This window comes from Paenibacillus sp. FSL H8-0548 (genome assembly GCF_038630985.1).
In the GTDB taxonomy this organism is placed as follows: domain Bacteria; phylum Bacillota; class Bacilli; order Paenibacillales; family Paenibacillaceae; genus Pristimantibacillus.
Genome location: NZ_CP152049.1, coordinates 7,001,574 through 7,026,390 on the forward strand (window position 1 = coordinate 7,001,574; position 24,817 = coordinate 7,026,390).

Genomic DNA, 24,817 nt, shown 5'->3' on the forward strand with positions numbered 1-24,817 from the left:
TGCCTTATTGAATAGGACGAGGAATACTTTAACATAAAAACCGAGGTGACATTAGATGCTCTATCCAACAGATGACAAGCAGCAGGTTTATGGAAAACGATACTTTGGCAGAGGCGGTGTCAAGTTTGCACTGCTCAAGCTGCTTGAAGAAGAGCCGATGCATGGCTATCAGATGATGAAGGCGTTAAAGGAGCAGTCCGGCGGACTTTATGTGCCTAGCCCGGGCTCTATCTATCCGACGCTGCAAATGCTTGAAAAACGCGGATTTATTTCTGTAAGGATTGAGGATTCCGGAAAAAAAATTTATAGGATAACGGAGCATGGTCGATCCTCTTTACTGCTTCTTCCTGACAAGACAAGCCGAATTGCAGCAGTAGATGGCCGCTACTCACCGGAGGCCGAGGCCTTCCGTATTGAAAAAATACGGCTCAAGCTTGGTTTATCAAGCCAATCCTTCGGTTTGCTCAGACTGGTAACCCAAGCGGAGCAAGAGGCTTCTGCAAGCAAGGAGCGTGCAAATCGATTACAGAAGCTATTATTTGAGCAGCAGCAGCAAATCAATAAGTTTCTGGATGGACACGAGCAGGAAAGCTTCTCAGCTGAGGAAAATCAGGAAGCATACACCTAGCTTTTGTTCACAAGGTGAAACGGCTGTCGCCGTCCTTTGGCGGCGCTGCGCGTTTCATTCCGGAGAAGTATAGAGATCGTATGGCGAAATGATCTACTTTCCTATATTTCAAAGAAGGGGTTGCCGCCAGTCTGCAGCTCAGACCACCCGGCAACCCCTATTCATCTATTAGCTTATCGAATCATGTGAGACAGGATGACCCTTTAACGTCTGCCCGTCTTGAGCACGTCCTGGCTGCCCATCCTCCGGCCTCCGGCCCATAAATGGCCACCAGTTGGCAGGTCCGAATATACGAACCATTACAGGGATAAACAATGGAAGCATAAGCAATGCGTACATAAATAATCCGCACAGCACAATTGTGGCGATTTGCAAGAGCGACATTACGCCCGATGGAAGCATCGCAGCGAACGTTCCCCCGAGAATAACGGCTGCCGACATAATAACGGTACCCATATTTTTCATCGCCTCAAGAATGGCTTCCTGCGGTGACAAATGACGGTATTCCTTGAAGCGATCCATCAAGAAAATACTGTAATCGATACCGAGCGCCACTAGCATAACAAACCCGAAGAACGGAACCGCCCAGCTGATGCCTGACAATCCAAGCATCCTTACGAATATGACCTCTGCAATGGCCAATGAAGAATAGAAAGTAACGAGCAGCGATGCAACCATATAAAGCGGCATGACGATGGAGCGGAACAAAATAATTAATATAATGGAGATCCCGATCAGCATCAGAATAACCGTGCGTGAGTAGTCGGCCTTCGAAATATTGCTCAAATCATTGTTCATGCTCGTTACACCGCCAATGGCAACCTGTGCGCCGCTGTAGTCCGTACCTGTAATCGCACGGTTTACAGCAGACTCGAGCTCCTCAATCTGTGCCATCGTTTCCTGTGAATAAGGATTACCGCTAAATACGACATCGAACTTTGCCGTCTGACGGTCATTGGACATATAAACATTCAGTGCCGATTGGAACTCCTCATTAGCAATCGCCTCTTCTGGAATGTACCAGCCTGTCAGCTGTTTATCCGGTGCTCCAGCCAAACCACTCAAGTAGCCTCCTGCGGAAGCAAGCCCGTCAGTGACCTGAGACAATCCGTCCACGCTTTGATCAAGCCCGCTCGTGAGCTCGCCAAGCTGATCATTTAAAGCAGCAAAGCCGGCTTGAAGCTCCTTCTGACCATCTGCAAGCTCATTAAAACCTTGCGTTACGCCTGGTAGCTTCGAAACAATTTGCCCTTGGCCTTCAGCCGCCTGTGCGATACCAATCTGAAGCTCTGCAAGCCCATCCGCGAGCTTGCCAAGGCCTGACGCCAGTGCCGATTGTCCTTCTGCTGCTTGCAGGAAGCCGGCATTCGCCAGTACCATACCTGAGGAAATGCCAGTCAGCTGCTCTCCCAGCTGGTTCAATTGACCGCTAATACCTGCTGCTCCTACTTGAAGCTGACCTAATGTACTTAGCGCTTGCTTGAAGCTTTCGTCAGCTTGCAGCTCTGGATAGGTTTCCTGCAGACCGGTTAAGCCTTGCAAGACACCAGATAGACCATCTGCCAGCTTCGCTTGCTCAGCAGCAACAGCGCTATATGCGCCCGTCAATTGACCGAGGCCTCCGCCTAGCTGCTCATAGCTGCCTAACAGCTGACGGCTTGCGCCTGCTAATTGCGCCGCGCTGGCTTGTGCCTGCTTCAGTCCCTCGCTAAGCTCTCCAGCACCGGCTGAACCGTCCTGCAGACCCTGTTGAATTTGTTTCAGTCCATCGCCCAGCTGTACGATGCCCGCCTTCAGCTGATTCGTACCCGCAACGAGCTGCTCTGCGCCATTAACAGCTTCACTGAGCTTTGGCGCATTTTCATTCAGCGCGCTGCTTGCTTCAGCAAGTCCGTCACCGATTTTCCCCAAGCCATCGCCGCTCTGACCGAGACCGTCCTCAAGTGTCACAACTTGATCAGAAACGAGAAATTGCTCCATAATATCGCCAGTTGGACGAGTGGCGCTGCGAACGGTCTTAACACCCCCCGTATTGGCAAGCTCGCGGCTTACCTGCTCCATTATCGCAAGACCCTCTGGCGTATCCATCGGTTTATCCGACTTAACGATAACCGTAGTTGGTAAAGAATCCCCTGGTCCAAAGCTATCTGAAATAATATTAAACGCTTTGACAGAATCATATTTATCACCAATTTCATCTAAGGAGTTAAAGGAAATGGTTCCCTTGTACGCCGTTAGAAACGGAACAATAATTACGGCCAAAATAATAAGTGCCCAAACGGGACGCTTCAATGAAAATTTCCCGACACTCCCCCACAGCTTGCTTGGCTTATGCTCTAGAGAGCCTTTCGCAGGCCAGAACAGCTTTGTGCCCAGCACCGCCATAAAGAAAGGCACGATCGTGAACAAGGCAATGAGCAAGATCGCTACACCGACCGCAACAGCAACCGCCGAGCGGTACAGCATGAAGGTAGAGAAGCCAATCGCTGAAAAACCGACCAGTACAGCTAGACCAGAAAACAAGACGGTCTTGCCCGCTGTCCGATACGTCTGAATAATAGCTTCTGTTTTGTCGCCCCCGCTATGCGTAAGCTCTTCCTTAAATCGGCTGATAAGCAGAATACAATAATCCGTACCGATCCCGAACAAAACAGCAACGAGGAAGATTTGCGTAAAGTTTGAAAGCGGGAAGTCGAAGTATTCGACTAAGAACGCAATAATGGATTGTGATATCAAATAAGTAAAGCCAACCCCCACAAGCGGAACGATCGGCGCAATGGCCGAACGGAATACGACAAATAAAATAATTAATATAAAGCCGAGTGTAATAAACTCTGTTTTCTTAAGCCCTTCCTGTGAGCTTTGTACAACATCCTCGGAAATCAGCCAGTTTCCCGTATAATAATGATCGACCTTCACATCGGAAATAGCCGCATAAAGACCATCGCTAAGCTCTGAAAGCTCACGATCTCCTGCCTCAACATTAACGAGTACAAGAATCGTATTCCCATCCTCGGACACCATTTGCTCTTCAAGCTCTTTGGTATCAAAGTGCGTCGTTACGGACAAAACACCGATGGACTCACCGTCGCTCTTCAGTTTATCCACACCGCTCCGCACATCTGCTAAATCTGCATCTGACAAACCGCCATCCTTATGAAATACGAGCACGGTGGACATTCCGCTGTTGGCGCCTTCTTCATCTGCCCCAATTGCGTTCTCCAGTTCACTTGCTATCGTTGATGAATAACCATCTGGCACATTGATCTGGCCCTTCGTGCGAACGAGCTCCTCCATGCCTGGCGCGGTTACCATCAGCCCTACCGCAGCAATCAACCAAACAGCCAGCACCAGCCATCTATACTTTAGTACCGTCCTCATCTCTCATATCCCTCCATCTAAAATAAAACTAATCATTCATCAAGTCTTTCCCAAGCTTCTCAAAGGTCTCTATAAAACAAATGGCCTCTTGCTCATCAAAATGATTGATGTATTTAGCAAGCAGCAGGTGAATCTTATCCTCCATCTCTTCGCAAACCTGCTGGCCTTCCGTCGTAAGCGCCAAATAAATGACTCGGCGATCCTTTTCATCCGGTATTCTTTCAATCAGGTTTTTGTCAAATAATCTTGTCGTAATCGCAGATATTGAGCTTTTGCCTACGCAAAAAATATCAGCCAGCTCAGATGGCGTGCTCCGCTTGCTTGAGTGCAAATAACGCAAGGTTGAAAACTGGTCAATCGTTAAATCATCCGGCATTAACTCGCGGATCATAGCATTTAATCGGCGGTTCACGAGAAATGTTGCTGCCTCGTAACGATCAATTATTTGTTTCAGCAACGCTCGATCCACAATAGTATCCTCCTCTTTCACAGCTAGTGAACAGACATGAAACTAATTCTATTATGAAATAGTTCGATAATAGAACTATATCAAATCTTTTTCAGCAATTCAACGTTATGAATTTGAACATATGGTGAACAAATACTGGAAATAAATATGGACAAACGATTTGCTTTTTAGAAGCAGCAGTTTATATACTATTGAGGTAAATACAAAATCATTCACTGGAGGTTTGCCGCATGTACGATATCATTATTATTGGCGCTGGTCCAGCTGGAGCAAGCGCGGCCATTTTTACTGCGAAAGCAGGCAAGAAGACGCTCGTGTTTGAAAACAACAAAGGAATGACCAAGCGCGCTTGGTTCGAGAATCATTACGGAGTATTGGAAATTGGAGGTCCTGATCTTGTCGATACCGGCAAAAAACAGGCCGAAAAATTCGGTGCTGAGATCAAAGAGGAAACCGTACAAAATATTGAAGCTGTTACAGGCGGACTACGAGTAGATACGGATGCCGGCAGCTATGAAGCTAAGCATGTACTGTTCGCCACTGGTGTATCCACTGAGCTCGCAGAGCACATCGGACTTACTACGAAGCCGGGCACTGAGCCGCGCATCAAAACCATTATCGCTGTCGATCAGGCAGGAAAAACAAACATAGAAGGCATTTGGGCAGCCGGTACGGTAGCTGGAGTAAGCGTGCATGCCATTATTACTGCAGGCGACGGAGCGAAGGCAGCCATCAACATCATTAGTGAGCTAAATGGCGAGAGATACGTAGATCATGATGTTCTCAAAGCTTAACTGCAATTTTCTAATATAAGAATGAAAACGTGGATCAATAGAAATAGGAGCGATCTCCAGGTTATGAACCTTAGGAGATCGCTCCTTTTATTTTAAAGCACGCCCTCTTTACAGCTGCTCCACGTTTATCCGCTAACTAACTATTCCTCATCTGTTATCTCGTCAGCGGCCGACTTATCTTTTACTCCAGCTCCATCTGGACGTTCGCCACGCGATCCCTTTCCTTCATGGCCGTTCTTATCGTCGCCCTTGGTTGGTACCGTAAATTCGCCATTCACAAATTTTGTCACCTGCTCAGAGACAGCTGCCAGTCTAATATCGTATTGCTCTTGAGTAATTGTGCCGGCTGCTAATTCTTCTGCCAGCTTCTCGTCCAGCTTCACTTTCTGATCACTTACCAGCGCATCAATAACGGTTTGTACGTCGACTCCGTTCTCCTCTGCAATAGCCGCAATCGTCTTGCCCGCCTCCTGCTCAGCCTCTAGCTCAGCCGCAGTCAGGCTAAGAACTGCTGTCAATTGTTCTTGTATATGTTCAAAACCGCTTCCGAGGCCGCCGCGTTTGCCGCTGTGGTTCTTTTTAGCAGTTCCCTTATCTGTTTGAGTGCTCTGCTCCAGCTGCTTATCAACGCTAGCTGTTGCTGCATTTACATACTGGCTCGTCCATAAGCTGCCGCCTCCTAGCGCCAGTGTTAGTGCGATTGCACCTGCTGTTATTGCTCCTGCTTTCATCATACTTAATTCCACCTTTCAATTACGATTTGTTGTTACAAGACCCATCATAACAGGCAATACTTAAGTCTCCTTTAAAGACCGCTGAAGGTTAGCTGAAGGTTAGCTGAAGGTTGTTGCGGCCTGCTGCTATTGGATCAAACTGGATATTGTGAGTTGATACATGATTAAAATGAACTTTCATTTTTGGAATTGAACACTTTCCTAACATTAAGTGCGTATTTTTCTAATAGACATTTGTTACTGTTAGGGTAGTGCATACACCATGAAATGTTGTGAAAATAATTAGTGATTGCCTATACATTTTCCGACAAAATTCGACGATAAACTACATTAACAAATCCATTAAGAGGTGTAGCCCACATGTTTCGTATGAAGGACAAAAGCTTAGTCGTTACCAGCTCCATTGTGTTAGCCCTGCTATTAATCATTGTTATTGGCGTTACGGAGTATTTGTCCTACAACACGCAAAAAAAAGCTTATTATGATGAGATCGAACGAATAGGTCAAACCCTCAGCTACCAAATCGAAGCTGATCGTGAAATGCTTGCATTAGGCTATAGCGAGATAGCTGCCGGAAATTACGATGATAACGACAATTCCAAGCAGCTACAGAAGTATCTTGATGCCATGGTTGAGAACGATATTGTCGCTAACGCCTACATCTATATGCCTGAGATCGTGGAGCAGGAAGGCACTAATGCGCTTACCATGCTGCAAAGCAGTGCGCAGCTGAAAGCGGACGGCCTAGGACCCGGAGCCGTTTATCAAATGACGTTCACATTGGAAGAGAGTGTGAATAAAGCCTTTAAGGATGGCACTGCTATCACAGACTTAGTCATAGATAAGTACGGTCAGTGGTTGACATTTTTCTCTACCTTAACAGATTCTAGCGGCAAGACCATCGGCTTATTCGGCATAGATGTTGAATACCAAAAAATTGATACAGCCTTGTCCACATTGCTGTGGAAGAGTATCGGGATAGCAGTACTTCTATCCGCTATTGCTATCGGCATTATTATTGTACTTATTCGTATCGTGCTGAAGCCGCTCAAAAGACTTGCGGTAGTTGCCTCGCTGGCAGCACAAGGAGACTTAACCCTCTCCGTGCCCGTCAGTGGCAGCAACGAAATTGCACAAGTTGCTATAGCATTTAACCAAATGATCGCCAGCCTGCGCCAGCTGACCAGCAGCATTCGTACGACATCGGACGAGGTTGCCGGCTCTGCCTTCAACATGCAGCAAAGCGCCGAACAGACCTCAAGAGCTACTGAAGAAGTAACCGAAGCTATCCAAGAGGTTGCATCCGGCTCCGAGACACAGCTGCAAAGCTTCCAAGAGTGCCAGCGTGCGATGACGGAAATGACCATCGGCATTCAGCGAATCGCGGAATCAACGTCCTCCGTATCCGATCTTGCTGCCGAGACTTCCACGCTTGCTGTTGCAGGCGAAGCTGTTATCGAGCAAACGCTCGATCAAATGCAAACGATTGAAACCAATGTCGTAGCAACGGTTGCTACCTTACGTGAGCTGGAGGAGCAAAGCAATCAAATCGGTCATATTCTAGCCATGATCGGCGATGTAGCCACTCAAACCAACCTGCTCGCTCTTAATGCTTCTATAGAAGCAGCACGTGCTGGCGAGCATGGCAAAGGCTTCGCCGTCGTTGCCCACGAAATAAGAAAGCTGGCAGAGCGCTCTAAAGAATCTTCTGAACAAATCGGTACGATCCTGCACAGCATTGGAAACTATACATCGACTGCATTATCCTCTATGGAACAATCCGCTGATGCGGCACGCACTGGCTCAAGCGTTTCGGGCCAAGCGGGCGAATCATTCCGCACCATTGTTGCTTCCATCCGCGACGTATCCTCTCAAGTACAGGAGGTTTCCGCAGCATCGGAGCAAATGTCCGCTGGCAGTGAACAGATCGCCGCCTCGCTCGATGAGCTTGAGACGATAACAGCGAGTGCCGCTGGCAATTCACAGCGCGTAGCTGCTGCTTCCGAGGAGCAGCTTGCCTCCATGCAGGAGGTTGCAAGCTCATCCGAGCAGCTTCGTAATTTGGCTTCCAGCCTGCAAGAGGCCATTGGACGGTTCAAAACCTAAGCAATAGGGTGATATAGCAACTAAGCAAAAACGGCTAAACGGGTATGCTCCCGTTTAGCCGTTTTTTTCTATCCTCTATCATTATGCCGACAATGCAGCACCTAGCTGCAGCTGATACATGGCGAAATATTTGCCCTGCTGCTCCATAAGCTCATCATGACTGCCACGCTCTACAATTACACCGCGATCAAGCACAAGAATTTGATCTGCATTCCGAATGGTGGATAGACGATGCGCAATAACAAACGTCGTACGCCCTTTCTTCAATACATCAAGCGCTTCTTGAATAATCGCTTCCGTCTCCGTATCGATGCTAGCTGTTGCTTCATCCAATATGAGAATAGCTGGATCATAGGCTAGCGCTCGTGCAAATGAGATCAACTGCCTCTGGCCTGCAGACAGCGTGCTGCCCTTCTCAATTACCGGTGCGTCAATGCCGCCTGTGAGCTGACTGAACATATCATACGCGCCAACGTCGCGGAGCGACTGTTCAATCTTTTCCCGACTTATCTCAGGATTATCCAAGCTGATGTTGGAAGCAATCGTTCCCGTAAATAGAAACGGATCCTGCAGAACAATACCCATATGCTGCCTTAGCAGCTGCTTCGGCATATCGCGCACATCCGTACCGTCTACCCTAATTTTTCCTTCATTGGAATCATAGAAGCGGAACAGCAGATTTAATATCGAGCTCTTCCCAGATCCGGTGTGGCCTACGAGCGCAACAGTCTCCCCTTGACGGGCATGGAAGGAAATATGCTTCAGAACGTATTCATCCTTCTTATACGCAAACGAAACATCCTCGAATTGCACATCACCCTTATAGCGATCCATCTTGCCAGAAACGACATCAATGCCTTCCTCGTCCATCAGCTTGAAGACACGTTCTGCAGAGACACGTGCTGTCTCCAGATTGGATAGCTGGTTTACGATACCGACAATCGGTGCAAACATGCGGTTCATATAATCAACGAAGGCGTAAAGGACACCGACAGATACCGCTCCGCGCAGCGAATCGCCCCAGAACATCCAAATCACGATTATAAATAAAATGTTCCGAACGACATTGACTAAATTATGCGACGTAATGGAATTTAAGCTGAGCAGTTTATTTTGATACGTATAATAATGCTCGTTCATTTCTTCAAATTCCTTATTCGTCTCCTTCTGACGGCGGAACGCCTGAATAATGGTCATCCCTTGAATCGATTCATTGATCATGCCATTAATTTCGCTCAGCTTGGCGCGAATAATACGGTTGTAACGCGCAGCAAACTTCCGATAGACGATAATCCATACGATTAGAATTGGAACTAACGGCAGTGCAATTAGCGCTAGTCGAACATCCAGCAGGAACAAAGCTCCATAGATCGCTGCCATATAAATAATGCCTGTGAAAAAATTCGCCAAAACCGCGACGTACAGCTCACGAATCGCTTCTGTATCATTCGTCACCCGCGAGACGACCTGCCCCGCCGATAAATTATCATAATAATTGACGGGCAACCGCTGCGTATGTGCAAAAATATCGGTGCGCAGCTTGCGTACGATGCGGTTCGCAGACGTCTGCAGCATCAATCGCTGTCCGTAGGTGAATACCGCCACCAGCAGCAAGAAACCAAAATACATAGCTGCAAGCTTCAGCAACGCCGGAAACTCAGGCTTATAAAACTCATAAAGCTCCGGATTCGTGAGCTCCGTTACCGGATAGGAAGCCTGCTTCCCAGACTCCTTCTCTGTCACGGTCAACGTATTCCCTTCGATGACACGCTTGCCCTGCTCGAAAGCTAGCGCATCGTCCAGCCAATAAAACTTGCGACCAATCTGCAGCACGCGAACCTCTTTGCCCTTTGGCTCTGAACCGCTAGCTGCAAAGTGATCCTCGCGCTTATACCATTTATCTTTATAAAAAACCGCATAGTCCTGCTTCGCCTCAACCTCATGCCACTTCTTCTCGATGCCGAGAATATTTTGGTCGATCATCCGTTTGGCGATCAGCGGGCCTGCAAGCTCTGCGCATACGGCTAATATGAGTAGCAGCAGCGCAAGAATAATCGGTTTTTTATATAGCATGGCGTATTGAAACAATCGTTTTCCTGTATTGCCCATTGCTCTTCACGCTCCAATTTATTACGTTTCAATAGTAGCCTCAAGCTGCTGGCGATCATATTGCTCACGATACCAGCCGCCACTCTCTAACAATTGCTCATGTGTGCCTTCCTGCACGACTTTGCCCTCGTCTAAGACGATGATCCAATCGGCATGCTGCACGGCTGACAGCCGGTGCGTCGTAATGAGCGTGGTCTTGCCTGCTCTTTCCGTACGAATGCCTTCAATAATCTCAGCCTCCGTCTTCCCGTCAACCGCTGACAACGCATCATCCATGAGCAATATTTCCGGATCGGCAATTAATGCGCGGGCAATGCTGACACGCTGCTTCTGTCCACCAGACAGCGCAACGCCCCGCTCCCCAACCATCGTCTCCAGGCCATCCGGCAAAAATTTAATATCCTTGGCGAACGAAGCCCGCTCAAGCGCGCGCTGCAAATCCTTCTCGGTTCCCTCTTTGAGGCCAAAAAAGATATTTTCGCGAATCGTCTTGGAGAAGAGAACTGGCTGCTGCGGCACATAACCAATCCAGCCAAGTAAATCATCAATTTTCACACGGTTAAGCGATGCCCCGGATATGCTGATGTCCCCGCTGCCGAGCGGGTATTCGCGAAGCAGCTGCTTAAGTAGTGTCGTCTTGCCGCTGCCGGTTCTGCCAACGATGCCGAGAGTCTGACCTTGATGCAGCGTAAAGGATACTTTGCTCAGGTTATCGACGGTAGAGGACGGATAACGGAATGTAACCTTGCTAAAGGATAATGAGGTAGGCTCCTCCACCCGAACAGGTACACTTGCATCATTAACGTCCGGCTTATAGCCAAGCGTCTCACTAACACGATCGAGCGAAGCATTGCCGCGCTGCATAATATTGATAAGCTCGCCGATGGCGAACATCGGCCAGATCAGCATGCCAAGAAATACGTTAAAGGATACCAATTCACCAAGTGTGATCTCATTGTGGAAAACTAAGTAACCGCCATAACAAAGCCCGATCAAATAGCTCGTTCCCACAAGAATTTTCATCGTAGGCTCGAACAATGCGTCAATACGTGCTACGGCGATATTTTTGCTGAGTACCTCGTTTGTCTTAGCGCCAAAGCGCTCTTCGTTTGCTTCCTCCTGTACAAAGGCTCTTATCACTCTAACCCCGGATACGGATTCCAGCACCTGATCGTTGAGCTCACCGAATGCATTTTGTGCATCCATAAAGCGCTCATGAATTTTTTTGCCATAAAAGCTCATCGCCAGTGCCATAAGCGGCAGTGGCAGTAATGCGGCAAGCGTCAGCTTGATGCTAATGAGACCTGCCATTACAATTAGAATCGTAATCATAAACAAAGTCGAATCAATGAGCGTCAATATGCCAAAGCCTGCAGTCGTCGCAACGGCCCCAAGGTCATTGGTCGAGCGGGCCATCAGATCACCCGTACGATTGCGTTCGTAGAAAGTAGGAGTCATTTTTAGAAAATGTCCCATTAATCGTGATCTAAGCAGCTTCTCCAGTACGAAGGCACCGCCAAACAGCTTATAGTGCCAGACGTACGTAATAACATAGCCGACAATCGTAATGGCTATCCAACCATAAAGTATCCGATTGAAGTCAGCCTGACCGAGCAAATCCTGATGAATACCATCAATCGTATAGCCGATGAGCCATGGCGGAATGACATCGATAAACCCTGTAATCACAAGCAGCGAGATCGCTACGGTATAACGCTTCCAATTCGATTTAAAAAACCAGCTTAACTTTTTGAGTACACTAAACATGCTTCTCTACCACACCTTCCGCTGTCCATCCCAGCATCGTAAACCTTGAATATTCCTATATTTACAAAAAAAAGAAGCGCGCCGCCGCAACGACACGCTTCCTCCTCAGGCGGGAAACGACTGGAATTCAGTCGTATCTCGCAAGCATAGAAAAGGCGCATAGTTACGGTGACGTAACCATGCGCCTCTGATGATCGGAATATCCTCAATCAAAGATAAACGACGCGCGGATGGATTACGTTATTCATGTTCAAACGATGATTAATAGCTGCAATAAGACTAAAATGATTGTGAATGTTCATGGAACGTAACCCTCCTCTCGTAAAATATATTAGTCACTTTACCATCCGATGAAAATACTGTCAATACCCTATATTCTAATTTTTTGTGCCCATTCATGTGCCAGCTGTCACAAATCGTTGCGGATTTCTGTGATTTGAATCACAAGAGCTTCACTTCCCTCCGTCTATACTTAGCTTATTCGTTTCAAACAAAGCCTGGAGGGATTAAACATGCTAAGCGTCCAATCCATTAACATTATTAAATCAACGGTTCCTGTACTAGAAGTACACGGCGTTACGATTACAAAGCGCTTCTATGAGCTGCTGTTCACTAATCATCCTGAGCTCCTGAACCTATTCAATCACGCGAACCAGAAGCAAGGCAGACAACAAGCCGCCCTTGCAAATACCGTATATGCAGCAGCGCTGCACATTGAAAACCTGAGTGCCATTATTCCAGTTGTAAAGCAAATTGGCCATAAGCATCGCAGTCTGGGCGTAAAGCCTGAGCATTATCCGGTTGTCGGTAAATATTTGCTGATGGCCATTAAGGATGTGCTCGGAGATGCCGCTACCGATGATATTTTGAATGCTTGGGCAGAGGCTTATGGGATTATCGCTGATGCATTTATTAGCATTGAAAATGAAATGTACGAGGAGGCACACACGGCGGCTGGAGGCTGGGAGGGCTTTCGTTCCTTCCGCGTGGAGCGGATGGTTAAAGAGAGCGAGGTTATCAGCTCCTTCTACCTTGTTCCGGAGGATGGCGGTGCCATTGCAGCCTTTAAGCCTGGGCAATATGTGAGCGTAAAAATTAATCAAGAAGGCGCAGAGCATACGCAAATTCGTCAGTACAGCTTATCCGCTTCATCCGGGAAGCCCTATTATCGCATCTCTGTGAAGCGCGAGGACGGAGATCAGGATCGTGCCGCTGGTGCTGTATCCACCTATTTGCACCAATGTGCAGCCGTTGGCACTCCCTTGCTGCTCTCAGCTCCCGCCGGTGATTTCACCTTGAATCTAGAAGACGAGCGGCCTGTCGTGCTGCTTAGCGGTGGCGTTGGCCTAACTCCTATGCTCAGCATGCTTCATACACTCGTGGAGCAGGCTCCGAAGCGGCCTGTTACCTTCATCCATGCTGCTCAAAACGGAGATTTTCATGCCTTGAGAGAGGAAGTAGATGCACTGGCAAGTGAGCATCCGCAGCTTGCGGTCTATTATTGCTATAACAACCCAACTAAACAGGATTTGGAGCAGCAGCGCTTCCACAAAACAGGCTATGTTGATCTGCCTTGGCTGCAATCGGTCATTAAGGATGCCGGAGGGCCATTCTATTTCTGCGGTCCGCTGCCATTTATGACCGCCATGAACCGTTCGCTTAAGCAGTGGGGAATTCCAGAGGCAGATATTCACTTTGAGTTTTTTGGTCCCGCAGCAAGCCTTGAGCCGGCCGTAACTGTCTAAACGCACGTTCATTCTTATTTCAACGAAGCCCGCAGCAGCCGGTTAACCGTTTCGCGCCGCAAGCCGATAAACTGTCCGATTTCATCCTGTGTCAGCACATCCGTTATCGGGGCTGGTCCAATGTAAGCTGCAAACCACTGCTGCAGCTTGCTCAGCTTATCGGCGGGGGCGATCTGGGTTAATTGATCGATACGCTGCTGCATCATTCGCAGCTTGCCTTGGAGGAGCAAAGCAATATCGCGGATTTTCTCCGGACTCTGCGCGAGCTCCTCATACCATTCCTGCGGCGATACGATATCAACTTCACAAGTAACCAGGGCGATCGCCGTACCATGATTAGGCATTGGACTTATTAAGGAATGATGAGGGATGATCTCATCCGGTACGATAATATTGACTAGATGCGGGCTGCCGTCCTCATGCAGGCGAACGATCTTAAGCAGCCCGCTTCGCAAGTGATAGAGCGACCCTTCTTCCCCTTGTCGAAACAGGATTTGGCCTTTATGCAGCAGCACGAAATTCCCACCTTTATCCAAACCCTTCTGTTTTGACGGAAGGGTTTTCTTGTATTTTCGCATAACAAGCTATATAAGTTAAGCTCAAGGTGAAACGAAGCATCCGGCGGCTGCACCTGGGATCGTAAAACTTGATCTGCTCGCTTCGTTTTACCCTCACATTTATAAATGCAATGAATTTAGATGGAATTTCTCCCGCTAAAATAACGTTGTTCGCTTCGCAGTATGAACTAGATGGAATTTGTCCTGTTAATTTTACTGTTTCTCATGAATTCGGCTGATTCCTTAGAACTAGTGGGAGGAATTCCATCTAATCGCCAAAATAAGCTAAATTCCCTTAAAATAGAGGGAGAAATTCCATTTACATAAGCTGAACTCAAGCGTAAACGGCTATCGGCGTCCTTTAAAGGCAAAGCTCGTTTCGCAGTGATAGATAAACCCTAGAATCTCGCTGCAACCGCGACGTAAAGAATAATCTACTCGCGCAGCGACCAAAACGTAAGCTACTAGTTCAACTTATATAGTTTGATCATGACACATTTAAGTAATTGACGGTACAAGAGCAAGAGGAGTAAAATGTTACTTGCTGACCAAGGTGAAATGGCTGTCGGCGTCCTTTAAAGGCGCGAGCGCGTTTCATTCCGGCGAAATATAGAGATAGTATGGCGAAATGATCTACTTTCTTATATTTCAAAAAAAGACTCAAACTTCCATGTTGAAAGAAGGGATTTACGCAGCATGCGCATCAGAACTTACGCTATTTGCTTATATATCATTATGGTTTACTGGGTTTCCTTGCATGTCCCGTACATGAATGCTTTGTTTTTCCCAACGTTAGGCGCATTCAGCCTACTCTTTATTTCAAGGCCCTTTGAGAAAGCAGAGGTTCGCAAAATCGCCTTTGGAGCGATTCTTTCATCCGTTATTGGCTCATTATTCGTCTTTTGGAGCTCTGGCGTGCTCTCCTTGCTTTTCACGCTGCTGATCGTTATCTTCCTCATTAATAAATTTAAATGGAATGCACCGCCAATATTGGCCGTTTCTCTTATTCCATTTTTTACGCAGCCTCCGCTATTATGGGTCATTCCCTTATCTGTCTGCGGCTCACTGCTCGGCTTGCTAATGACTTTGTCTGCTGCTTCATATGTTGAGAAAAGATTCGGCACCATTTCGCTGTTCCCCAAAAAAGCGATCAATACCGAATCGGATTCGGCGATGTAGTTAAGGTCTCCATTCCTCCGGCAGCAGGCGCTGATACTGCGCTTGCCTATACCGATCGTCTATAAGCACGAGCGTCCCACGATCGGTTTCGGACCTTATTAATCTCCCGCCGGCTTGAAGAACCTTATTCATCCCCGGAAAGACGTAAGCATAATCATAGCCACTCTTGCCCCGCTCGTTAAAATAATCCTTCAGCATATTACGCTCCACCCCTAGCTGGGGCAGCCCTACGCCAACGACTATAACTCCAACCAACCGGTCGCCAACTAAATCCACACCCTCTGAAAATATACCGCCCATGACAGCGAAGCCGAGCAACGACTGCTCATTACTGCCTTGAAAGGCTTTCAAGAAGCTATCCCGCTCCTCCTCTGACATATCCGGTCGCTGCAGCAGCACTTCTGCATCTGAAGCAGAGCCTGCACTAGTTGACCATTCCCTTAGCTCCATATAAGTTTCATAAACCGCATTCATATAAGCATAGGAAGGAAAAAAAACAAAATAATTGCCTGGACGCTCCTCCATCAGCTGCATAATCAGCTTCGCAATCGGCTCCTTAGACGCATCGCGATCATGGTAGCGAGTAGAAAGCGGTTTGATAATGACATCCAGCTGCTCCTTCAAAAAAGGTGAAGGGACCACCAGCGTATAATCCTCTTCCCTCGCTCCCAGCATGTCCATGTAATAGGAAACCGGCGAGAGTGTAGCGGAGAAATAAATATGCGAACGATATCCCTTGCCCATTTGCTGCAGCAATAATGAAGGGTCGAGGCAGAACAGCTTTAGCCGCACATCATTTTTCGTCAGCTCCGTATAGACAACATATCGGTCATCGAATAGCTTGGCCGTGCGAATAAAATTTTGTGCGTTAAAATAAGCATCCAATAGCTGACCGCTTCCTGCAGCTCCAGCTGCCAACGCTTGTTCTGCGGCGGAAGCAAAGGCAGCTGCCAGCGCAACCAGCTCCTCTGGCAGCTGCCGCTCCACCAGATGCGGCGCACCATCACTGCTCTTGCGCAAAGCAATAAAATAATCATTCATCGCCTTCGCTGTGCGGTAGCCCTCGCTGTGCACACCCTTAAGCTCGCGCTGCAGCGCTAGAAAAGGCGCCTTCGTCAGCTCCGCTGAAAACATCTCCCGTGCCCGGTCCACAAGGTTATGCGCCTCATCGACGAGCAAGGCCGAACGCTTCTTCATCTCTGCATATTGACGTTTAAATGAGATGCGCGGATCAAAAATATAATTGTAATCACAAATAACCGCATCAGCCGCATACGCCAAATCGAGCGAAAACTCAAACGGGCATACAAGGTGCTTATGAGCATAGCGCTCAATGACCGCCCTTGTCATAACCGTCTCCTGCTCCAATATATCAAGCACCGCGCCATTTATTCTATCGTAGTAGCCATCTGCATAAGGACAATGCTCCTTCTCGCAGCGTACTTCCTCTTGAAAGCAAATCTTATCCTTAGCCGTTATCGTTACGGCATGCAGGTGCAGGCCCTTATCACGCATGAACAGAAGCGCATCCTCGGCCGCTGCTCTTGTTGTCGTTCGTGCTGTCAAATAATAAAAGCGCTGCAACAGGCCTGTCCCTATCGCCTTGATAGTCGGATAAGTCGTAGAAATGGTCTTGCCAATACCGGTAGGTGCTTTGGCAAATAAACGAACGCCTTCCTCGATTGATTTGTATACCGCCCCTGCCAGCTTCCGCTGCCCTGCGCGATAAGCCTCGAATGGAAATGCCAGCCCGTGAATGCTTTCGTTTCTAGCTAGCTCATGCCTGCGGCGCTGCTGCGCATAAGGCGCGTAACGCAATACGATCTCATGGACGTACTCCGCAAGCTCTTCATAGCTTACCTCTCTCACGAACCGTCGTTCCTCTTCCGTCTCCGTTTGCACATAGGTTAGCTGCACACGCATCGCCGCCTGCTCGTGCTCTTTAGCGTACATATAAGCATAGAACAACGCTTGCGCCCAGTGTACCGGATAACCATCCTCCGCAATGCGATCCAGATCGCCGCCGGTCGATTTAATCTCATCAATCGTCAATAACGGCTCCGTACCCAGCAGCCCATCACAGCGCCCATCTACAACAAACAACAGATCATCCAGCTGAATGTCTGCTTTCACATAAACCTCTTTAAGATCTTGTTCACCATAGGCGCGCTGCACCCGCTGGTGTGCCTTCGTACCCTCATGCATCGTATCGATCGCATTTAGCCTGACATCGATGCTGCCGCTAAGAAATACATATTCGACCAAGTGTCTCACTGAAATGGTAACCGTATCATTCATTAGCATAAGTCTTTTCTTCCGCTCCCAAAAAGAACATTTGTTCCTTTATTGTAGCACATGAGCCGAAGCAAGCGTAAATAGGTTGTGAGTCAGATTCAGGATAATGTTTCCAAATATGCAACTTTATTAATAATGAAGGCGTCTAAACTGATGTAAAAGTATTATTAATAAGGAGTTTTTATATGAGGCTTAAATTAATTTTGTTCATGATTTTTATCGTTTGTTTACTTAGCGCATGTAAAACTGATGTGGGTCCTACGACAGAGGATAGCAGCAGTCCCCTCTCCGAAGAAATGAACGAGGTTATTTCAAATTATATTATTGAAAAGTATTCATCTGTCTATGCTCACACCGAACAGCAATTTGAAGTACATAGAGTATATGGCACGAGTGAATCAAATGGAATCATTAGTGTTTATATGCATTCCTATTTTGGCGGGTTTAATAAGTCCACCGGGCTAAAAACTCAAGCGGGGCATTCATTGCCTGCTGTTATTCGTCTGCAGAAAAAAGCAGCAGGATACTCTGTAACCAGCTACACTGAGCCAAAAGACGGAGATCTTTATCAATCTTCTTTGAAAAAAATGTTTCCTGAAAAGTATTTAAGCATGGCACAGCGAGATGTTGGAAATGTTGAGGATTTGCACGAAGAGATGGATCATAAAGTAAATGTTTGGTTGGGAGAAGCGAAATAAAAGCTTGGTTACCGCAATAGATAGCAAAATGGAACCGGAACGATTGGGTCAACTGTTGGTTGAATAAAAAAGTATATCAAATATCAGGTTATTGTTTGTTTCCATTAACATCAATAAAATTGGTGTTAATAAGGAGCGTGAGAAGTTATGAAGGCTACACTGGCAAGAAACATAAACAGATATCGTAAGGAAAAGGGACTAACACAAGAAGAACTTGCAAACATACTTGGAATTACCTTTCAAGCAGTTTCAAAATGGGAAAACGCTCAGACAATGCCCGAAATCTCATTGTTACCACATCTGTCTAAAGTATTGGAAATAAGTATTGATAAACTACTTGGTTATGTAATACAGGATAAACAGATTACCATTTATGAGGAAGAATATAAAACGCCAGATTATTATTGGGGTATGGAACCAAATACAGCATGTTATGAAGTCATTCGTTTAATGCCCCCTACCAAACATCTAAAATTACTAGATATTGGTTGCGGCGAGGGGAAAGACTCTGTGTTTTTTGCAAGAAATGGATATGATGTCACATCAATTGATGTATCCGATGCAGGTATTGAAAAAACTAAAAGGCTTGCTGATAAAGTTGGTGTACCCGTTGAAGTCTTCAAAGCCGATATTTTGGATTTTCGTATAGATTCCAATTTTGACATCCTTTTCTCTAGCGGTGTATTTCATTATATTAAGCCTGATTATCGAAACGACATATTTAGTAACTATAGACAGTTTACAAACACAAATGGTATTCATGTTTTTAATGTATTTGTAAACAAACCTTTTATATCTCCACCACCTGAAAAAGAACCCAATGCATTTAAGTGGCATTCTGGAGAATTACTTTCACATTATCACGACTGGCTTATTAGGGACAGCTCAGAAGTTATTTTTGACTGTAATTCATCAGGCATCCCGCACCAACATGCCATAACAAAAATGATTGCACAAAAAACTAGCTTATTAAACTAAAAAGAATCGATCGTTCAACAAAACAGGCAGCAGCCCAAGACATTATTTCACGTCTCTGGCTGCTGCTTCTATGTTTGTCGTCAGTCTAATGCTTTATTTTGCTTGAACCATTAACGCTCTTCAATCTCTTCCTCGGGATGGCGGCCAACGCCGTTCAACAAATCCGTACCGTGGAATTCCTCGACTGGCGACGCTGCATCAACAGGGCTGTCCTTTGCAATAATATCCGCATCCGGCACAGCTGCAAGCTCCTCTGAGATTTCCTCCGAGGTTTCTGAAACTGCGTCCTCTTGTACTTCTTCCGTAAACAAACCAAACCTTGGATCGATATCCTTCTCGGTCACTAAGCTGTTGTTCAAGTGCTCTCTAGTGTGATCATGTCCGTTTGTCATTTAAAATGGCCTCCTTCGTCGGTTCTATCCTATAATACCCACCTCAACCATCATTCTAACCAACTATTTCTGCGAGGCTTTAACGCAGTCAATCCTACCTATAGGCGAGCAGGATAATGGTCGCATTATCCTGATAAGGTCTCTGCTGTGCAAGGACATACTGCAATATATAATCAGCGGCAGCCTGCGGTGAGAACTTGAACGCCACCTCAAGCAGCTCCTCTGACAGGTCATCATGAATACCATCGCTGCACAATAAAACATAGTCGCCTGCCAGCAGCGCCAGCGGTGTTTGATTCGCATCGATTTCGGTCATGCTTGGAATACCTAGATAGCTGGTCAACAAATGACGTTCCGGATGTGACTCCGCTTCTTCTATGGAAAGCGTTCCTGCCAAAACTTGTTCATACAGCCGATTGGCATACACGTGATCTCGCGTTAATGAAACTAGCACGCCGCTCCGGTATAAATACACTCGGCTGTCACCTGCGGATATCCAGTTCAACTTCCCGCTAGCAATGACAGCTGCAATGAGCGTCGATCCAACATTCCATTCCAGATCATTCTTCAGCGCTAGCTCGTAAACGGCTTTATTCGCGAGCTGCAAGGACCGACCCAGCGCCTTAGGTACGGAGGTCAACGGCGAATGAATCGCATAAGCGCTCACCATCGTTTCCACAGCAAGTATTCCCGCTTCCTTGCCCATGGCGTAACCGCCCATGCCATCTGCCAGCACCGCAAAAAAGTCCTGTTTCTCCTTCTTCCCCGTTTCCTCTAGAGGAAAGAGCCTATAGGCATCCTGCTGCTCTTCTCGTTCGCCGATATGCTGCGCTAAGCCCGCAGCGACACTACGCGAAGCTGAAGCTCTATTTGCGCTTATGAGCTTATAAATGGATCTCCAAATGAAAGCTAGAATCCGTCTTACCCTCGCGCTTCCCTTAATGAGCCATCTCATTCTCATATGATCCCCGCCTTGTCCATACTGCTTTGAGCATACTGCTCTCAACAATATAGGTATGGAGAGTCCCCTTTGTTTAGAAGAAGATTTAATCATTTAAGAAAATTGTAACGACAGCTAGCTCAATAAACATGAAGAACAACAATAAGACTGCCGGTGACCGGCAGCCTTATGATCCGCAATAGGATGACTTTCCAACTAGTCAGCAATATTTCGGGTATAGTATTCGATTATATCTTTGCGGCGAATAATACCAAGGAAGACGCGATCGGCATCTACGACCGGAACGAAGTTCTGATCGGCCGCCAGCGCTAGCATATCGTCCAAATCGGCGTTAATCGCGACGCATTCGACTTTCATCCGTTTTTTGATGGAAACGACAGGAATTTCGTGCATCGTATCGAAGCTGAGGCCTGGTGTGCCTTTCAGCTTCCATAACAAATCTCCCTCGGATAGTGTTCCGAAATATAAGCCATTTTCATCTAGAATCGGAATGGCCGTATAGTGGCTTGCCTCTAATTTATCCATAGCTTCTTTCATGTTAGAGGATGTCAAAAGGTAAGAGACCTCGTTCTTAGGAAATAGAAACGATTTGATTTCCATTAAATCACACTCCTTTCGTATATTAAAACATATTTTGTCGTGGGGTGCATGTGGAAGTGACTGGGGCATACCTAACATTATCGAATAGAGGAAGCTGTTGACGATAAACAAAGAAAAACCCCGAGCGAGTGCTCGGAGTTTTCCATTGCTTATTATTTTTTCACGATATCCTGTACCGCTTTGTCAAATTTCTCAAGCAGCTGGTCACTCGTGATTTGCTTGCCAAGATACTCTTGCATTGCAGCGCCCCATTGCTGCGTAATGCCGTCTGGGAAGCGATCCCAGTTCCAGCTTTTCACTTGCTCAGGGTTCGCATTGGCGTAGATTGCGAAATCGCCGCCGATTTTGCCTACTGCCTCTGGGTTTGGCTCGATGGAGGACAGTGCAGGTACAAATTTAAAATCAGTCGCAATATATTTTTTGCCCGTTTCCGAAGTAACCATCCAGTTCAAGAATGCTTTAGCCTCTTCTACTTGATCCGATTTGCTGTTCACGATCCAGTTGTTCGGTACGCCTGTAAATACACTCGGCTTATCTAGAAGCGGCACCGCCATCATCCCTAGATTAAGTGCTGGATCGATTTCGTCGATCATCCCTTGAATCCAGTTGCCATGCTGAATCATCGCGTATTTGCCTGATGCAAATTCAGCTACCTGCGTATTGTAATCCGTTGTAAGAGCATTGTCTTGACCATTAGCGAACATAATGTCCACAAGGCGAATCCACTGCTTCATAGTCGGATCATCCTTCAGCTTCACTTTATCCGCCTTCACATCTTCGATGAAAGCAGCTGGGTCTGCTTGGTTAGCAAAGGCAATGTTGAGCGTATGAATACCCATCGACCACCACTCCGAAGTCAGTGCGAACGGAATGATGCCAGCGTCCTTCAGCTTCTTAGCCGCAGCCTCAAGCTCATCCAGCGTTTGCGGCAGCTCTGTAATGCCCGCTTTTGCGAATAAATCTTTGTTATACGTAAAGCCGTAAGCCTCAAGGTTCATCGGCATGCCAAGCAGCTTGCCATCACGCGTAATTTGCGCTTTAGACGCATCTACCAGATCCTTCGCCCACGCTTCACCTGACAGATCAACAGCACGGTCGACGTACGGATCGAAGCCTGACCAACCGCTGGAGTTGAAGATTTCCGGCTCTTCGCCAGCCGCCAGCTCCGCTTTCAGCAAGGCGCTGTAATCCTCGCCGCCGCCATGCGTTTCAATATCTACTTTTACACCTGTTTCCTTCTCATATTCTGTCGCCATTTTCGCAAGCGCATCTGCGATCTCTACTTTGAACTGAAACACTTTAATCGTAACGTCCTTCTTAGGTGCTGCCGTTGCTTCCGTTTTACCTGTATCGTTAGTATTCTTCGGTGCGTTTGTAGCCGCTCCACCATTATTGTTGCTGCCACAAGCACTTGCCAGAAAGATAAGCATAATAGCAGACAGCATAACCGCGATTAATTTTTTCATTTTTATGACCCCCCGCAATTTTTTATCATTTTTTGTAACGCTTACAACGTTAGTATAAGTGTGCAACAACGTAGCACAACACCGAATATATTGTACAAATAGGTGTAATATGTTGATAACTTCCAGATATACACGCTGCATGCTTACCCTTTTACTGAACCAGCCGTAATGCCTTCAATAATATGCTTTTGCAAAAATAAGAAAAACATGATGACCGGAATCGTACTTAAGGTGAGCGCGGCCATTGCAAGATCCCACTTGCGCAAATATTGGCCAAAAAACTTTTGCACCGCCAGTGGAATAGTAGTCAGATTATCGTTAACAACGAGCACCGGCAGCAAATAATCATTCCAAATCCACAGCACGTTCAAAATAATAACGGTAACGGTAATCGGCTTCAAGAGCGGAAATACGATCCGCCAAAACACCCCATAAGGAGAGCACCCGTCTACTACTGCAGCCTCCTCCACTTCAAGAGGCACCGACTTAATAAAGCCATGATACAAAAACATCGACAACGAAATACCGAAGCCCATATAACAAATAACGATACCATACAAATGTCCGCGAAGCTCGAACAGCGAAGTAATTCGCATCAAGGGCAGCATGACCGACTGAAATGGAATAATCATAGCCGCAATGAGTACCGTGAGCAGCAAATTATTGAACACTGTCGGGCGGCGGACCAAGCGATATGCCATCATCGAGCTAATGACTACCAGCATCGTCACGCTGATCGAGGTAATTAGGAATGAATTGAGAAATACAGTTGGAAAATCAATGGCGACCCATGCTCGCTTAAAGTTATCGAAGCCAAGCTTCTCTGGCAATGACGCCGCATTCAGCAAAATATATTTGAGCTCTTTAAACGAGTTGACGATGAGAAAATAAAAGGGTGCCAAAAAAACGAGAGCTGCTGCAATACCAACGAGCTCCAGCAGCAAGAGTAGAGGCGTATATCGCTGTTTGCTATCCATTACGCCTCCACCTCCTTCTTCTTCGTAATCCAAACCTGGGTCACCGTAATGAGCGCAACAGCGAAGAAGAAGATCATCGCTTTCGCTGTACCGAGACCATAGCGGTTGTTGACAAGCCCCTCCCGATAAACATTAAGTGCTATCGATTCCGTCGCATTGCCCGGTCCACCCGCCGTTAGAGACAAGTTAAGATCAAACATTCGAAATGAATTTGACGTCGTTAGAAATAAACAAATTGTTATGGCTGGCATAATGAGCGGTACAGTAACCGAACGCAGCATTTGCAGAGCGCCTGCCCCATCGATTCGTGCTGCCTCGATTAAATCCTTCGGCACACTAATCATCGCCGCAATATAAATAATCATCATATAGCCAGCGGTCTGCCATACAAAAACGATGACAATTCCCCAGAAGGCTGTATCCGGAGTTCCCAGCCACTGTAGATTAAAAAATCTGATACCCGTTGCCTCTCCAATCGCTCGGAAGCCCCTTACAAAAATGAAATACCAGATGTAGCCAAGCAGCAAGCCGCCAATGACGTTAGGCAGGAAGAACACCGTCCGCAAAATATTGCGGCTCTTCAGATTTCGCGTCAGCAGCAGCGACAGTAGAAATGCGATGACATTCGTGACGACAACAGCAGCAGCCGTAAACTTCGTCGTGAACCAAAACGCATTCCAAAATCGCTCATCATCAGTAAAAATTCTTATTATATTTTTCATTCCGATCCATTTAGCGTTTCCTAAGTCTAGTCCGTTCCATTCCGTAAACGTGTAATAAAAGCCCATCATGAACGGAGCCAGCACAATTAGCGTAAATGCAATTAATCCTGGGCCTACAAACACCGTTTGCTGGACCCATTCGTTCCATTTTATTTTTTTGGACATCATTCTCGTCCCCCTTCTCTTTCCCTCTGCCGGAATAAATCTATTACTAATCACAGTATAGAACCGAGCCCGCCAATGAACCACTGAGAATGAT

General features: G+C 46.8%; 20 protein-coding genes. 7 read left to right on the forward strand and 13 right to left on the reverse strand.

Annotated elements, in window-relative coordinates; translation table 11 throughout:
• Positions 1-55 precede the first annotated feature (55 nt).
• On the forward strand, positions 56-628 hold the full coding sequence (locus MHI37_RS29550; RefSeq protein WP_076335557.1) for a PadR family transcriptional regulator: 573 nt from the start codon (positions 56-58) through the stop codon (positions 626-628).
• 168 nt (positions 629-796) lie between these two features.
• Here MHI37_RS29550 and MHI37_RS29555 read toward each other — a convergent pair whose 3' ends face one another.
• Both MHI37_RS29555 and MHI37_RS29560 read right to left on the reverse strand, forming a co-directional pair.
• Positions 797-4,009 carry an MMPL family transporter gene (locus tag MHI37_RS29555; RefSeq protein ID WP_076335558.1) on the reverse strand — a complete coding sequence of 1,071 codons (3,213 nt, stop codon included), beginning with the start codon at positions 4,007-4,009 and terminating at the stop codon, positions 797-799.
• Between the two features lie 28 nt (positions 4,010-4,037).
• Positions 4,038-4,478 (reverse strand): MarR family transcriptional regulator, encoded by a 441-nt coding sequence (locus MHI37_RS29560; RefSeq protein WP_076335559.1) that lies wholly within the window; start codon positions 4,476-4,478, stop codon positions 4,038-4,040.
• 230 nt (positions 4,479-4,708) lie between these two features.
• Here MHI37_RS29560 and MHI37_RS29565 point away from each other — a divergent pair, with 230 nt between their 5' ends.
• Positions 4,709-5,272, forward strand: a complete 564-nt coding sequence (locus MHI37_RS29565; protein WP_076335560.1) for an FAD-dependent oxidoreductase — start codon at positions 4,709-4,711, stop codon at positions 5,270-5,272.
• A 140-nt stretch (positions 5,273-5,412) separates the two neighbouring features.
• Here MHI37_RS29565 and MHI37_RS29570 read toward each other — a convergent pair whose 3' ends face one another.
• On the reverse strand, positions 5,413-6,006 hold the full coding sequence (locus tag MHI37_RS29570; RefSeq protein WP_076335561.1) for a hypothetical protein: 594 nt from the start codon (positions 6,004-6,006) through the stop codon (positions 5,413-5,415).
• Positions 6,007-6,366: 360 nt separating this feature from the next.
• On the opposite strand from MHI37_RS29570, the gene MHI37_RS29575 reads away from it, so the two are divergent.
• The gene (locus MHI37_RS29575) at positions 6,367-8,112 is read left to right on the forward strand and encodes a HAMP domain-containing methyl-accepting chemotaxis protein (protein WP_083676108.1); all 1,746 of its coding nucleotides are present in this window, start codon (positions 6,367-6,369) and stop codon (positions 8,110-8,112) included.
• An 81-nt stretch (positions 8,113-8,193) separates the two neighbouring features.
• On the opposite strand, the gene MHI37_RS29580 is transcribed toward MHI37_RS29575, so the two are convergent.
• Complete coding sequence (locus tag MHI37_RS29580) at positions 8,194-10,221, reverse strand: ABC transporter ATP-binding protein (protein WP_076335562.1); 2,028 nt, start codon at positions 10,219-10,221, stop codon at positions 8,194-8,196.
• A 21-nt stretch (positions 10,222-10,242) separates the two neighbouring features.
• Positions 10,243-11,988: an ABC transporter transmembrane domain-containing protein gene (locus MHI37_RS29585; RefSeq protein WP_076335563.1), complete on the reverse strand. Its 1,746-nt coding sequence runs from the start codon at positions 11,986-11,988 to the stop codon at positions 10,243-10,245.
• Positions 11,989-12,500: 512 nt separating this feature from the next.
• On the opposite strand from MHI37_RS29585, the gene hmpA reads away from it, so the two are divergent.
• Positions 12,501-13,733: an NO-inducible flavohemoprotein gene (gene hmpA / locus MHI37_RS29590; protein ID WP_076335564.1), complete on the forward strand. Its 1,233-nt coding sequence runs from the start codon at positions 12,501-12,503 to the stop codon at positions 13,731-13,733.
• A gap of 14 nt (positions 13,734-13,747) precedes the next feature.
• Here hmpA and MHI37_RS29595 read toward each other — a convergent pair whose 3' ends face one another.
• Positions 13,748-14,248 (reverse strand): Crp/Fnr family transcriptional regulator, encoded by a 501-nt coding sequence (locus MHI37_RS29595; protein WP_076335565.1) that lies wholly within the window; start codon positions 14,246-14,248, stop codon positions 13,748-13,750.
• A gap of 738 nt (positions 14,249-14,986) precedes the next feature.
• On the opposite strand from MHI37_RS29595, the gene MHI37_RS29600 reads away from it, so the two are divergent.
• Positions 14,987-15,469, forward strand: coding sequence for an HPP family protein (locus MHI37_RS29600; protein ID WP_076335566.1), 483 nt, complete (start codon positions 14,987-14,989; stop codon positions 15,467-15,469).
• On the opposite strand, the gene MHI37_RS29605 is transcribed toward MHI37_RS29600, so the two are convergent.
• Positions 15,470-17,767, reverse strand: coding sequence for a helicase C-terminal domain-containing protein (locus MHI37_RS29605; RefSeq protein ID WP_076335673.1), 2,298 nt, complete (start codon positions 17,765-17,767; stop codon positions 15,470-15,472).
• Positions 17,768-17,949: 182 nt separating this feature from the next.
• On the opposite strand from MHI37_RS29605, the gene MHI37_RS29610 reads away from it, so the two are divergent.
• Together MHI37_RS29610 and MHI37_RS29615 are read left to right on the forward strand one after the other, a co-directional pair.
• On the forward strand, positions 17,950-18,462 hold the full coding sequence (locus MHI37_RS29610) for a hypothetical protein (RefSeq protein WP_076335567.1): 513 nt from the start codon (positions 17,950-17,952) through the stop codon (positions 18,460-18,462).
• A gap of 147 nt (positions 18,463-18,609) precedes the next feature.
• Positions 18,610-19,440, forward strand: a complete 831-nt coding sequence (locus MHI37_RS29615) for a methyltransferase domain-containing protein (protein ID WP_076335568.1) — start codon at positions 18,610-18,612, stop codon at positions 19,438-19,440.
• Positions 19,441-19,550: 110 nt separating this feature from the next.
• On the opposite strand, the gene MHI37_RS29620 is transcribed toward MHI37_RS29615, so the two are convergent.
• The 6 genes from MHI37_RS29620 to MHI37_RS29645 form a co-directional block, all read right to left on the reverse strand.
• On the reverse strand, positions 19,551-19,832 hold the full coding sequence (locus tag MHI37_RS29620; RefSeq protein WP_076335569.1) for a hypothetical protein: 282 nt from the start codon (positions 19,830-19,832) through the stop codon (positions 19,551-19,553).
• A 94-nt stretch (positions 19,833-19,926) separates the two neighbouring features.
• Positions 19,927-20,793, reverse strand: coding sequence for a protein phosphatase 2C domain-containing protein (locus MHI37_RS29625; protein WP_076335570.1), 867 nt, complete (start codon positions 20,791-20,793; stop codon positions 19,927-19,929).
• Between the two features lie 195 nt (positions 20,794-20,988).
• Positions 20,989-21,393: a CBS domain-containing protein gene (locus MHI37_RS29630; RefSeq protein WP_076335571.1), complete on the reverse strand. Its 405-nt coding sequence runs from the start codon at positions 21,391-21,393 to the stop codon at positions 20,989-20,991.
• A 152-nt stretch (positions 21,394-21,545) separates the two neighbouring features.
• On the reverse strand, positions 21,546-22,859 hold the full coding sequence (locus MHI37_RS29635; protein ID WP_076335572.1) for an ABC transporter substrate-binding protein: 1,314 nt from the start codon (positions 22,857-22,859) through the stop codon (positions 21,546-21,548).
• Between the two features lie 143 nt (positions 22,860-23,002).
• Positions 23,003-23,836 carry a carbohydrate ABC transporter permease gene (locus MHI37_RS29640; protein ID WP_076335573.1) on the reverse strand — a complete coding sequence of 278 codons (834 nt, stop codon included), beginning with the start codon at positions 23,834-23,836 and terminating at the stop codon, positions 23,003-23,005.
• Entirely contained in the window at positions 23,836-24,723 is an 888-nt protein-coding gene (locus tag MHI37_RS29645) for a sugar ABC transporter permease (protein ID WP_076335574.1), read from the reverse strand. The genes MHI37_RS29640 and MHI37_RS29645 overlap by 1 nt, the downstream gene beginning before the upstream one ends.
• Between the last annotated feature and the right edge of the window lie 94 nt (positions 24,724-24,817).

Bases quoted from the DNA above. Each gene is read 5' to 3' on its own strand.
- MHI37_RS29565 (WP_076335560.1), top strand. From the start codon at position 4,709: ATGTACGATATCATTATTATTGGCGCTGGTCCAGCTGGAGCAAGCGCG.
- MHI37_RS29615 (WP_076335568.1), top strand. From the start codon at position 18,610: ATGAAGGCTACACTGGCAAGAAACATAAACAGATATCGTAAGGAAAAG.
- MHI37_RS29600 (WP_076335566.1), top strand. From the start codon at position 14,987: ATGCGCATCAGAACTTACGCTATTTGCTTATATATCATTATGGTTTAC.
- MHI37_RS29555 (WP_076335558.1), bottom strand. From the start codon at position 4,009: ATGAGGACGGTACTAAAGTATAGATGGCTGGTGCTGGCTGTTTGGTTG.
- MHI37_RS29645 (WP_076335574.1), bottom strand. From the start codon at position 24,723: ATGTCCAAAAAAATAAAATGGAACGAATGGGTCCAGCAAACGGTGTTT.
- MHI37_RS29610 (WP_076335567.1), top strand. From the start codon at position 17,950: ATGAGGCTTAAATTAATTTTGTTCATGATTTTTATCGTTTGTTTACTT.
- MHI37_RS29625 (WP_076335570.1), bottom strand. From the start codon at position 20,793: ATGAGAATGAGATGGCTCATTAAGGGAAGCGCGAGGGTAAGACGGATT.
- MHI37_RS29640 (WP_076335573.1), bottom strand. From the start codon at position 23,836: ATGGATAGCAAACAGCGATATACGCCTCTACTCTTGCTGCTGGAGCTC.
- MHI37_RS29585 (WP_076335563.1), bottom strand. From the start codon at position 11,988: ATGTTTAGTGTACTCAAAAAGTTAAGCTGGTTTTTTAAATCGAATTGG.
- MHI37_RS29550 (WP_076335557.1), top strand. From the start codon at position 56: ATGCTCTATCCAACAGATGACAAGCAGCAGGTTTATGGAAAACGATAC.
- MHI37_RS29580 (WP_076335562.1), bottom strand. From the start codon at position 10,221: ATGGGCAATACAGGAAAACGATTGTTTCAATACGCCATGCTATATAAA.
- hmpA (WP_076335564.1), top strand. From the start codon at position 12,501: ATGCTAAGCGTCCAATCCATTAACATTATTAAATCAACGGTTCCTGTA.
- MHI37_RS29635 (WP_076335572.1), bottom strand. From the start codon at position 22,859: ATGAAAAAATTAATCGCGGTTATGCTGTCTGCTATTATGCTTATCTTT.
- MHI37_RS29620 (WP_076335569.1), bottom strand. From the start codon at position 19,832: ATGACAAACGGACATGATCACACTAGAGAGCACTTGAACAACAGCTTA.
- MHI37_RS29605 (WP_076335673.1), bottom strand. From the start codon at position 17,767: ATGAATGATACGGTTACCATTTCAGTGAGACACTTGGTCGAATATGTA.
- MHI37_RS29575 (WP_083676108.1), top strand. From the start codon at position 6,367: ATGTTTCGTATGAAGGACAAAAGCTTAGTCGTTACCAGCTCCATTGTG.
- MHI37_RS29570 (WP_076335561.1), bottom strand. From the start codon at position 6,006: ATGATGAAAGCAGGAGCAATAACAGCAGGTGCAATCGCACTAACACTG.
- MHI37_RS29630 (WP_076335571.1), bottom strand. From the start codon at position 21,393: ATGGAAATCAAATCGTTTCTATTTCCTAAGAACGAGGTCTCTTACCTT.